Consider the following 10,658-nt stretch of genomic DNA (forward strand, 5'->3'; position numbering starts at 1 on the left):
CTAGGCGGCCCTGGCGTCCTGATCGGCCATGCGCTGGATGGCGACATAGTCGGTCTTGCCGCTGCCCAGCACGGGCACTTCGGGCACCTTCAGGATCTTGCGCGGCACCGCCAGCTCCGGCGCGCCGATGGTCTGGGCGTGGGCCACCAGGTCAGAGACCGCAGCGTCGTGGCGGTCCGTGACCAGAACCAGCCTCTCGCCCTTTTTCTTGTCGGGCATCGAGATCACCGCGTGTCGGCCGTCCGGCCAGACCGCCGAGGCCAGGTCTTCAGCCGCCGTCAGGGAGACCATCTCGCCGGCGATCTTGGCGAAGCGCTTCACCCGACCCTTGATGGTGATCCAGTTGTCGTCGGACATCGAGACCACATCGCCGGTGTCGTGCCAGCCGCCATCCGGCGCATCGATGCCGCCGTCCTCGCGCAGATAGCCCAGCATGACATTGGGGCCGCGGACCAGCAGTCGGCCGCCGCCTGAAATGCCTTCGACGGGCTCGACTCGGAATTCCTGACCGGGCAGCAGGCCGCCGACCGTGCCGCGACGATTGTCATCGGGCTTGTTCACCGCAATGACCGGCGAGGCCTCGGTGGCGCCATAGCCTTCCAGAACGGGGACTGGGCCAAATTTGTCGTTGATGAGGTTGTGTGTCTCTTCCCGAACCTTTTCAGCGCCACAGACGATAAACCTCAGGCCAGACAGCTCGTCGCTGTCCGACGCGCGCGCATAGTGGTTGAGGAAGGTGTCGGTGGCGAACAGCACCGAGGCGCCGACGTCCTTGACCAGGGCCGGGATCTGCTTGGTGTGCAGGGGCGAGGGGTACTGGAACGCCTTCATGCCCTTCAGCAGCGGCAGGATCACGCCGCCCGTCAGGCCAAAACAGTGGAACACGGGCAGCGGATTGAAGAACACCCAGTCCGGGTCCAGCGCGATATGCGCCGCGACCTGCTCGGCGTTGGTGACCATGTTGGCCTGGCTCAGCACCACGCCGCGCGGCGCGCCGAAGCTGCCCGAGGTGAACAGCACCACGCCCCGGTCCGACGGCTTGGCCGGCGCCCGGAACTGACGCGGAAACGCGCCCGCGGCGGCGGCGAACAGCTTGTCGGCCAGACCGATCGTGCCGCGCACGTCTTCCAGATAGGTGATCGACGCCTGGGCTTCGAGCGCATCGACGATGTCGTGCAGATTGCCCAGCTCGATGAACTTGTGGGCGGTCAGGACGCGCTTGACCTTGGCCAACTGGCAGGCGGCCTTCAGGTTTCGCAGGCCGGCCGTGAAGTTCAGCATGGTCGGCACGCGACCGAAGGCGTGCAGGGCAAAGAACGTCACCACGGCCGCCGAACCCGAGGGCAGCAGCACGCCGACGTTCTCGCCGGGCTTCGTCATGGCCGCGATCTTGCGGCCCAGGGCAAAGCTCGCCCGGATCAGGTCGGTATAGCTGAGCGGGTTGCGCTCTTGATCCTCAAGGATGGGCTTTTTGGCGCCATAGGTGTCGCGCGCATCGATAAGGGCGTCGAAGAGGGCCTTCTGGCCATCTTCCGCTTTAAAAACTACCGGCATCCCGGCGCAACCTCCCCGAAAAGCGTCATGGCTTTCGTTCGTTAGGTCGCGAGACTGCCGGGGAAGGTCCAGCTTTGCAAGGAAGAGTCACAAACCGCCGGATCAGCCCTTGTGGCGCGGCGCCTTGGCCGCGATGCGAGCCTTGATGAAGCGCTCGATCTCGACGAGCCAGGCGTCCCTTACGGCGTCTGATTCCATGTGCAGGTCGTGATGGCCGGCCGGAAGCGCCGCCGCCCGGCAGTCGGCGAGCGCGGCGCAGGCGCTGGCCAGGATGGCGGGGGTCGTCAGGCGATCCTTGCCCCCGTGCAGCATCAGAACCGGCGCCCTGACCCCGGCGACATCGGCGCGGGCGCGCTCGGACGCCTCGATCAGGGCTGCCTGCCAGCCGACGCTGGGCGAGCCCATGCGAAGGTCGGGATTGGCGGTCAGCCAGGCCTGCTGGACCGCGCCCCGGGTCATGTCATCGGTCATGCCGGCCGCGACGCCGACAGGCGCATCGCGGCTCCAGCCAGCCGCGCCGGGCGGCCTGATCCAGCCCAGCTTCAGACGACTGGCCCAGACAGCGACCTGTGTCGTCTGGGCAGGTGAGGGGGGCAGCGCGAAGACCGGCGAGGACAGGATTACCCCGTCGGCCGGCAGGCCGGTCTCGACGGCCCGCAAGGCCACCAGGCCGCCATCGGCATGGGCAAGAACCACCAGCGGCCGGTCGCCCTTGGGCCGGATCACCACATTGACCAGGGCGCGGACAGCGGCGGCGTCGGGCTCGAAGCTGTCGACATGGCCGACATCGCGCCGGGGCGTCAGGCGCTCGGAACCGCCCTGGCCCTGCCGCTCCAGCACCCAGACCGTGTAGCCGTCCTTGTTCAGATGTCGCGCCGTCTCGAACCATTTTTCCGCCGGCTCGGCGTAGCCGGTCAGAATCACGACCGTGGCGCGCGGACCGATCGCGGGGGCCGACACGCCATAGCGCTGCGCCGGGCCGTTGCCGACCCGCACATAGCCCCAGGCCCAGTTATCCGGCGCGTAGAATCTGGGCGTGATGGATGGCGGTGTCCGACTGTCGGCGAACGGCGCGCGGGCGTCGCCATCACCGCAGCCGGCGAGGGGCAGGAACATCAGGACGGCGAGGAGGAGGCGACGCATATGATGCACTCATTTCGCGCCTTCGCGCCTCATGCAAGATCGCGTGCTTGATCCGGAGGGCAAGAAGACCGATTTAGGCGCCATGGCCACAGTGATCGACACGCTGACGGCACGCACCCCGGAAGACCGGGCGGCGCGCCACCCCGAAAAGCAGAACCGCCCCGATACGGCGGTGCTGCGCAAGCCCGAGTGGCTCCGCGTCCGGGCGCCCGGCTCAGGCCAGTACAACGAGACCAAAAGCATCGTGCGTGAGCACAAGCTGACCACGGTCTGCGAGGAAGCGGCGTGTCCGAACATCGGCGAGTGCTGGAGCCAGAAGCACGCCACCATGATGATTATGGGCGAGATCTGCACGCGGGCATGCGCCTTCTGCAATGTCGCCACCGGCCTGCCCAAAGCGCTGGACGCCGATGAGCCGCGCCGCGTGGCCGAGGCCGTCGCCAAGATGGGCCTCAAGCACGTGGTCATCACCTCTGTGGACCGCGACGACCTTGCCGATGGCGGGGCCCAGCACTTCGCCGAAGTCGTTCTGGCCATCCGCGCCGCCGCGCCGGGCACGACCATCGAGATCCTGACCCCCGACTTCCTGCGCAAGGATCGCGCGGAAAACGTCGTCATCGACGCCCGCCCGGACGTCTTCAATCACAATCTCGAAACCGTGCCGCGGCTCTATCTGAAGATCCGCCCGGGCGCCCGCTACTACAACTCCCTGCGCCTGCTGGAGCGGGTCAAGGAGCGCGATCCGGGCCAGTTCACCAAGTCGGGCCTGATGGTCGGTCTGGGCGAGGCCAAGGAAGAGGTCATGCAGGTGATGGACGACATGCGCTCGGCCGGCGTCGACTTCATCACCATCGGCCAGTACCTCCAGCCCACCCGCAAGCACGCCGCCATCGACCGCTTCGTCACGCCCGAAGAGTTCAAGGCCTATGAGGCCATCGCCCGGGCCAAGGGCTTCCTGATGGTCTCGGCCAGTCCGCTGACCCGCTCGTCGCACCACGCGGGTGAAGACTTCGCCAAGCTGCAGGCGGCGCGCCGCGCCCTCGACGCCCGGACGGCCTAGGCTTGCATCGTCACGTCGTCACGCGGGTTCTGCCCTATGCGCCCGAGCAGCTGTTCGGGCTGGTCGGCGACGTGGACGCCTATCCCGACTTCGTGCCGTGGATCACCGCCATGCGCACCTGGAACGCCCGCCAGGACGGGGCGGTCAGCAGCGTCGACGCTGAGGCCCAGGTCGGGTTCTCGTTCCTGAAAGAGAAGTTCGCCACGCGCGTGCGTCGCGACGCCGAGCATCTGACGGTCGATGTCAGCCTACTGTACGGCCCGTTCAAGCGGCTTTCAAATCAATGGAAGTTCACGCCAAAAGGCGCTGAAACCACTGTCGAATTTGTCATCGACTTCGCGTTCAAGTCGCGCATGCTCGACGCCCTGCTGGCGGCCAATCTGGATCGCGCCGCCGACAAGCTGATCGCCTGTTTCGAGGCGCGCGCCCGACAGATCCACGGGGCTCCCGGGTCCTAGTCTGCGGCCTCGTTGCGCTCTTCCAGCCGGTCGGCGAAGTCGCCGAGATTGGCGTGCAGGTTCTCGATCGCGAACACCAGACCAAAGATCCGCGCTGCGTCGTCGAACGGCAGGTCGCGGATTGAACCGTCGGCCCGCAGCCCTTCGACCGCCTCCTGAAAGCGGACATGGGCTTGCGAAAAGGCGAGGCGATCGGGGCGCGTCCCCATCTGGATCAGCTCTGCGGCCTGGATCAGGAAGGTTCGGGCGGCATCGATCATGGCGGCCGCCGGCTCGGCCAGGCCCGGGATGGCGATCGGCTGGACCAGCGCCCGGCCAATCATCACGATGTCGTTGCGCTGCCGCCAGAGGGTGCGGGGCAGGGCCTCGGGCGCTGATCTGAGGCTGAGGCGCGAAGCGGTCTCGCGGTCGGCCTCCGCCATGTCGGTCTGCAGCCTGGCCATGATCACCCGGTTGGCGTCGTACTGGTCGGCTGCCACCAGAGCGCTGGGCTGGCCGCGCAGGACCCGGGCGTAGTGCGACAGCAGACCGGCGTTGAGATCGACGATCTCGCGCACCCTCTGGACGATCGCCCCATGAGCCCGCGCGGGAAAGATCAGCAGGGTCGCCGCAACGCCTGCGAGGCTGCCGACGGTGATCTCGATCACCCGGTACATCGCGGCGGTCAGCGGGTCCATGTGGGTGGTCATGCCGATCAGCATGATCACGGCGGTCACAGGGGCGACCTTGAAGGTCGGCCGCACGGCGGCCAGGAAGGACAGCAGGGCCACGGCGACGCACAGGATCAGCCCGCCAAACGTCGGATAGCGCAGATGCAGATAGGCCGCCGCCGCCCCGACCACAGCGCCGACCACCGTCCCCATGAAGCGCTCGATCGAGGCGGTGATCGTCGCGCCGATGCTGGTCTGCACCACGATGACGGCGGTAAATACCGCCCAATAGCCCTGCGGCAGCTTGAGCAGGGTGGCCACGGCATAGGCCGCGCCTACGGCCGCCGAGACCCGGATCGCGTGCCGGATTTCGCTTTTGCGGGCCGCAGCTGCGGCCAGGGCGTTTTTCGACAGTCCCGCCCCGACAAAGCGCCGCCAGTCCGAGGGCGCGGCTTCCGGCATCTCTAGGCCACGGCCTCGCGCAGCATTTCCAGCGCCGTGCGCACGGCCGCCAACTGCACCGCCTCGCGCGTCTGGCCGTCAAAGGTCTCGTGGCGATGCACGAGCGAGCGATTGGCGCGGGCCACGGCGAAGTGGACAGTGCCGACGGGCTTCATCGGCGTGCCGCCGCCCGGCCCGGCGATGCCGGTGATCGAGACGGCGACGTGAGCGTGACTGTTGGCCAGGGCGCCCTCGGCCATCATCCGGGCGACCGGTTCGGAGACCGCGCCATGGTCGGCGATCAGATCGCCGGGCACGCCCAGCATCTCGGACTTGGCGCGATTGGTGTAGGTGACGAAGCCGCGCTCGAAGACGTCGGACGCGCCGGAGATCGAACAGATCGCTCCGGCCACCAGACCGCCCGTGCAGCTTTCGGCGGCGACCAGTCTCAGGGACTTCTCGCGGGCCTCGGCGACCAGCAGGCGGGCCAGGGTTTCGATCTCTAGCGGAAACATGCGGCTCTCCAGCGGATTCGCTTTGCCCAGCCTATACCCCTCAGGCCGGAGTCTCGACCGCCACGACGGCCTGGGCCGCCAGACCTTCGCCGCGCCCGGTAAAACCCATCTGCTCGGTGGTGGTCGCCTTGACGCTGACCCGGTCCAGCGGCAGCTCCAGGATCTGGGCCAGGCGCTCGCGCATGGCGGCCCGGTGCGGCTTGATCTTGGGTCGCTCGCAGATCAGCGTGACATCGACATTGATGATCGTGCCGCCCCGGGCGCGCACCAGTTCGGCGGCGTGGATCAGGAACTTGTCGGAGGCCGCGCCCTTCCATTGTGGGTCGGTGGGCGGGAAGTGATCGCCGATATCGCCTTCGCCGATGGCGCCCAGCAGGGCGTCGGTCAGGGCGTGCAGACCGGCGTCGGCGTCGGAATGTCCGATCAGCGTCTGGTCATGGACGATCTCGACGCCGCACAGCCACACCGAGGCACCCGGTCCCCAGCGGTGCGCGTCGAAGCCCTGGCCGATGCGGGTGATGCGGGCCGCGCCCGCCAGTCGTTCAGCCATGGCGAAATCCTCCGGATAGGTCAGTTTCATCAGCAGCGGATCGCCCGGCGTGAGGACGACGCGGCCGCCGGCGGCCTCCACGACCTGGGCGTCGTCGGTGGGCTCGGCCTGGCCATGCCAGGCCAGATAGGCCGAGACCAGGGCGCCTCGCCTGAACGCCTGCGGGGTCTGGGCCCGCCACAGATTGTCGCGAGAGGTCGTGGTCAGCGGCGCGCCGGGGTCGGTACGCTTCAGGGTGTCGGCGACGGGGAGGGCGGGAAGGGCGCCGTCCGCGTCGGTCAGGGCGCCGAGCAGATCGTCGATGGTCTTGCGGCTCATGAAGGGCCGGGCGGCGTCGTGCACCAGCACCGGCTCTTCCGTCGGTCGCTGTGAAAGCGCTGCGAGGCCCGCCTGAACGGACAGCGCGCGCGTCGCGCCGCCCCGAACGCTGCGCCAGCCCTTCAGGCCCACCAGCACATCGGGCAGGATCAGCGCGCCGTCTTCCGAAGCCACGATGACCACATCGGCAGCGCCTGCGGCGATGAAGCTCTCGACCGACCAGCGCAAAACGGGTTTACCGGCCACGGATCGCCATTGTTTGGCTTGGCCAGGGCCGGCCCGGGTTCCGGAGCCGGCGGCGACGATCACGGCGGAAAAGGTCATGGCCGGTGTTTAGTCCGGCCGTTGCGGTTGTCCAGTCGATCCGGGCTTTACTGCGCCGCACAATATGCCTAAAAACACAGCGTCGGGGATGATTACAAAATGAGCAACAAGCTCGAGGTCGGCGGAGTGGAAGTGCCTGGGCGCGTGTGGATCGCGCCCATGACCGGCATTTCCGATCTGCCCTTCAGAGAAACGGCCACGGCGCTCGGCGCCCCTTATGTGGCGACGGAGATGGTGGCCTGCGCCGAGTTTGCGCGGGGGCGGCCTGACGTCGTGCGTCGCGCCGCCGTGGGCGAAGGGCTGCCGCTGATGGTGGTGCAACTGGTCGGTCGCGACATTGCTCTGATGGCCAAGGGCGCCCGCATGGCCGCCGAGGCCGGCGCCGAGATCGTCGACCTGAACTTTGGCTGTCCCGCCAAGGAAGTCTCCGGCGGCCAGCAGTGCGGCTCGGCCCTGATGCGCGATCCGGATCTGGCCGAAGCCCTGGTCGCCGCTGCGGTCCAGGCGGTGACTGTGCCCGTCACGGTGAAGATGCGCCTGGGCTGGGACGACAACACCCGCAACGCCGCCGATATCGCGCGCCGGGCCCAAGCGGCTGGCGCGAAGGCGATCACGGTTCATGGCCGCACCCGCAGTCAGTTCTACAAGGGCGTCGCGGACTGGTCGGCTGTCGCCGAGGTCAAGGCGGCGGTGTCGATCCCGGTCCTGGTCAATGGCGACATCGTCGACGGCGCCAGCGCGCGCATGGCGCTGGATCAGTCGGGCGCCGACGGCGTGATGATCGGTCGCGGCGTCTATGGTCGCCCGTGGATCGCCGGGGCCATCGAGGCGGCGCTGGAAGGCCGCGCCTTTGTCGAGCCCGACGCCGAGGAACGGCTGGCGATCGCTCTCACCCATTTCCGCCGAAGCCTGGATTTCTATGGCCAGCCCCTGGGTCTGAAAATGTTCCGCAAGCACCTGGCCTCCTACATCGAAGCCGCGCCATGGCCCGAGACGCCCGAGGCGCGCCGCGCCGCGCGCGCCACGATGTGCCGTCTGGATGAACCTGAACTGGTCGAAGGCGCTCTGACGCGCCTTTGGCTGGGAGACCGGAGGATCGCCGCATGAGCGACCATGCCCGTGTTCTGAGCGGCAAGGCGCCCGAGGCGCTGAAAGCCGCCGCCTTTGACCTCAGCCCGGAGCCGGCGCTGGTGGTCGACAGCAAGGGCGGTCTGGTGGCTGTCAATGAAGCCGCCGAGGCGCTCTTTGGCCACGGCCTGTCGCTGCTGGCGCGCGGTCGTTTCCGCGCCGCCCTGCCGCCGGGCTCGGTTCTGGTCTCGCTGCTGGATCGGGCGATCTTCGAAGGCGCGCCGGTTCGCGAGCATGGCGTCGAGGTCAATCTCTTCGGCCAGCCGCCCTTCGAAGCCGATGGCGCCGCCGCGCCTTTGGGCGATGGTTCGGTGCTGCTGACCCTGCATGTCAAAGGCGTGCTGGGCGTGGATCGCGGCGCGGACGCCGCCGGTCTTCGCTCGGTCGTCGGGCTCGGCAAGATGCTGGCCCACGAGATCAAGAACCCGCTGGCCGGCATTCGCGGCGCGGCCCAGCTGCTCAAGACCGGCGCCTCAGCCGCCGACCAGCCGCTGGCCCAGCTGATCGTCGACGAGACCGACCGCATCCGCCGTCTGGTCGATCGCATGGAGGCCTTCTCCGAAGACCTGCCGACGCCGCGCGAGGCCGTGAACATCCATCAGGTGCTGGACCGCATTCGCGCCCTGGTCGCCAATGGCGTGGCCGATGGCCTGACCCTGCGCGAGACCTATGACCCCTCGCTGCCGCCGGTGTGGGGCGATGAGGATCATCTGATCCAGATCTTCCTGAACTTGGTGAAGAACGCCGCCGAAGCGGCTCACATGCGCGGCGACGGGCGCGGCGCGATCTCGATCCATACGGCCTGGCGACCCGGCGTTCGGGTTCGCGGCGCCGACGGCAAGGCCGCCAGCGGCGCGCCCATCGAGATCCGGATCCAGGACAACGGTCCCGGCGTGCCTCAGAGCCTGCGCGACCATCTCTTCCAGCCTTTCGTCACCACCAAGCCCAACGGCACCGGCCTTGGCCTGGCCCTGGTCACCAAGCTGGTCACCGCCCATGGCGGCCTGATCGATTTCGAGTCCGAGCCCGGCCGCACTGTGTTTCGCGTGCTGCTGCCCGTGGCGCCTGCACCTTCCGTCGGAGACGCGTAAGCATGAATGCCGCCAGCAAGAAGATCCTGATCGCCGACGACGACTCGTCGGTGAGGCTCGTTCTCAGCCAGGCCTTCACCCGGCTGGGCTATCAGGTGCGCGCCACAGGCAATGCCACCACCCTGCTTAAATGGGTCATGGACGGCGAGGGCGACCTGGTTGTCACCGATGTGATGATGCCCGACGAGAACGTGTTCGACGTGCTGCCGCGCATCCGCAAGGAGCGGCCCAAGCTGCCGATCATCGTGATGAGCGCCCAGAATACGCTGCTGACGGCGGTCAACGCCGCCGACGCGGGGGCGTTCGAATACATCTCCAAGCCGTTCGACCTTGACGACGTCACCGCAGCGGCGCGCCGGGCCCTTTCGCGTCCGGCAGACGCAGAGGCGTCCAAGGCCCAGGCGCGGGCGATGCGCGACGAACGCCTGCCGCTGATCGGCCGCTCTGCGCCGATGCAGGAGGTCTATCGCACCATCGCGCGCCTGGTCGGCGCCGACCTGACGGTGCTGATCCTGGGCGAAAGCGGCACCGGCAAGGAGCTGGTCGCCCGGGCCCTGCACGAACTGGGACGCCGTCGCGACGGCAAGTTCGTGGTCATCAACCTGGCGGCGGTTCCCCGCGAGCGGGTCGAAACCGAGCTGTTCGGGCGCGGTGAGGGCGATCTGGGCCGCCTGATCGAGGCGGACGGCGGCACCCTGTTCCTGGACGAAATCGGCGACATGCCGCTGGATGCCCAGACCCGCCTGCTGCGCGTGATCGACGGCACCGAGCCGGTGCTCAATCCTAAGACCGGGCGCCGGCCGAACGTGCGGATCATCGCCGCCACCAACCGCGACCTGCGGGGGCTGATCCAGCAGGGCCTGTTCCGCGAGGACCTGTTCTTCCGGCTCAATGTGGCGCCCGTGCGCCTGCCGCCGCTGCGCGATCGCACCGAGGACATTCCGGACCTGGCCCGCACCTTCCTGCTGCGCGCGGCGCGGGAGGGGTTGCCGTCCAAGACCATCGATTCCAGCGCTCTGGATCGCCTGAAGGCCCACTCCTGGCCCGGCAATGTCCGCGAGCTGGAAAACCTGATCCGACGGATGTGCGCCCTGTATGCCGAGGAGCTGATCACCGCCCGGATCGTCGATCGCGAGCTTCAGGACCACACGCCGGCCGTTCGGTCGGAAGAGGGGCCTGTCACCCTGTCGATGCTGGTGGAGCGTCATCTGGCCGGTCATTTCGCCGACCAGCCTGACGGCGTTCCGGCGGCGGGTCTGTACGACCGGGTTCTGCAGGAGGTCGAGCGCCCGCTGATCCAGCTGACCCTGTCGGCCACCCGCGGCAACCAGGTCAGGGCCGCCGAGATCCTTGGTCTGAACCGCAATACCCTGCGCAAGAAGATCCAGGACCTGGGTGTGGAGATGACCCGCGGACGGCGCTGAAG

Annotated in this window: 10 protein-coding genes; 5 read left to right on the forward strand and 5 right to left on the reverse strand. The window is 68.1% G+C overall.

Going from position 1 to position 10,658, the window contains the following annotated elements; genetic code table 11:
• Positions 1–1,554, reverse strand: coding sequence for an AMP-binding protein (locus ACW176_RS15495; protein ID WP_492109771.1), 1,554 nt, complete (start codon positions 1,552–1,554; stop codon positions 1–3).
• Between the two features lie 102 nt (positions 1,555–1,656).
• Positions 1,657–2,697 carry an alpha/beta fold hydrolase gene (locus ACW176_RS15500; protein WP_492109772.1) on the reverse strand — a complete coding sequence of 347 codons (1,041 nt, stop codon included), beginning with the start codon at positions 2,695–2,697 and terminating at the stop codon, positions 1,657–1,659.
• Between the two features lie 82 nt (positions 2,698–2,779).
• Between ACW176_RS15500 and lipA the strand changes: the two genes are divergently transcribed.
• Both lipA and ACW176_RS15510 read left to right on the forward strand, forming a co-directional pair.
• On the forward strand, positions 2,780–3,757 hold the full coding sequence (gene lipA, locus ACW176_RS15505) for a lipoyl synthase (RefSeq protein ID WP_419255291.1): 978 nt from the start codon (positions 2,780–2,782) through the stop codon (positions 3,755–3,757).
• A 2-nt stretch (positions 3,758–3,759) separates the two neighbouring features.
• Entirely contained in the window at positions 3,760–4,215 is a 456-nt protein-coding gene (locus ACW176_RS15510) for a type II toxin-antitoxin system RatA family toxin (protein WP_492109773.1), read from the forward strand.
• Here ACW176_RS15510 and ACW176_RS15515 read toward each other — a convergent pair.
• From ACW176_RS15515 to ACW176_RS15525, 3 genes are read right to left on the reverse strand one after another with little or no spacing between them, the layout of a single operon-like run.
• Positions 4,212–5,327 carry an FUSC family protein gene (locus ACW176_RS15515; RefSeq protein WP_492109774.1) on the reverse strand — a complete coding sequence of 372 codons (1,116 nt, stop codon included), beginning with the start codon at positions 5,325–5,327 and terminating at the stop codon, positions 4,212–4,214. The two genes, ACW176_RS15510 and ACW176_RS15515, sit on opposite strands and share 4 nt — an antisense overlap.
• Before the next feature lie 2 nt (positions 5,328–5,329).
• Positions 5,330–5,821, reverse strand: a complete 492-nt coding sequence (locus tag ACW176_RS15520) for a CinA family protein (RefSeq protein WP_419317125.1) — start codon at positions 5,819–5,821, stop codon at positions 5,330–5,332.
• Positions 5,822–5,861: 40 nt separating this feature from the next.
• Positions 5,862–7,013 (reverse strand): bifunctional 2-C-methyl-D-erythritol 4-phosphate cytidylyltransferase/2-C-methyl-D-erythritol 2,4-cyclodiphosphate synthase, encoded by a 1,152-nt coding sequence (locus ACW176_RS15525; RefSeq protein ID WP_492109775.1) that lies wholly within the window; start codon positions 7,011–7,013, stop codon positions 5,862–5,864.
• Between the two features lie 99 nt (positions 7,014–7,112).
• On the opposite strand from ACW176_RS15525, the gene dusB reads away from it, so the two are divergent.
• Genes dusB through ACW176_RS15540 form a run of 3 tightly spaced genes read left to right on the forward strand, consistent with a single transcriptional unit; the run spans position 7,113 to position 10,656 of the window.
• Positions 7,113–8,120, forward strand: coding sequence for a tRNA dihydrouridine synthase DusB (gene dusB / locus ACW176_RS15530; RefSeq protein WP_492109776.1), 1,008 nt, complete (start codon positions 7,113–7,115; stop codon positions 8,118–8,120).
• Entirely contained in the window at positions 8,117–9,232 is a 1,116-nt protein-coding gene (locus ACW176_RS15535) for a two-component system sensor histidine kinase NtrB (protein WP_419317119.1), read from the forward strand. Before dusB ends, ACW176_RS15535 begins: the two co-directional genes overlap by 4 nt.
• 2 nt (positions 9,233–9,234) lie before the next feature.
• Positions 9,235–10,656, forward strand: coding sequence for a sigma 54-interacting transcriptional regulator (locus tag ACW176_RS15540; RefSeq protein WP_419317117.1), 1,422 nt, complete (start codon positions 9,235–9,237; stop codon positions 10,654–10,656).
• The last annotated feature ends 2 nt before the right edge of the window (positions 10,657–10,658 follow it).

It is taken from the genome of Caulobacter sp. FV1ye13L (assembly GCF_058681155.1).

Bases quoted from the DNA above. Each gene is read 5' to 3' on its own strand.
- ACW176_RS15495 (WP_492109771.1), bottom strand. From the start codon at position 1,554: ATGCCGGTAGTTTTTAAAGCGGAAGATGGCCAGAAGGCCCTCTTCGAC.
- ACW176_RS15535 (WP_419317119.1), top strand. From the start codon at position 8,117: ATGAGCGACCATGCCCGTGTTCTGAGCGGCAAGGCGCCCGAGGCGCTG.
- ACW176_RS15515 (WP_492109774.1), bottom strand. From the start codon at position 5,327: ATGCCGGAAGCCGCGCCCTCGGACTGGCGGCGCTTTGTCGGGGCGGGA.
- ACW176_RS15520 (WP_419317125.1), bottom strand. From the start codon at position 5,821: ATGTTTCCGCTAGAGATCGAAACCCTGGCCCGCCTGCTGGTCGCCGAG.
- lipA (WP_419255291.1), top strand. From the start codon at position 2,780: ATGGCCACAGTGATCGACACGCTGACGGCACGCACCCCGGAAGACCGG.
- ACW176_RS15500 (WP_492109772.1), bottom strand. From the start codon at position 2,697: ATGCGTCGCCTCCTCCTCGCCGTCCTGATGTTCCTGCCCCTCGCCGGC.
- ACW176_RS15540 (WP_419317117.1), top strand. From the start codon at position 9,235: ATGAATGCCGCCAGCAAGAAGATCCTGATCGCCGACGACGACTCGTCG.
- dusB (WP_492109776.1), top strand. From the start codon at position 7,113: ATGAGCAACAAGCTCGAGGTCGGCGGAGTGGAAGTGCCTGGGCGCGTG.
- ACW176_RS15525 (WP_492109775.1), bottom strand. From the start codon at position 7,013: ATGACCTTTTCCGCCGTGATCGTCGCCGCCGGCTCCGGAACCCGGGCC.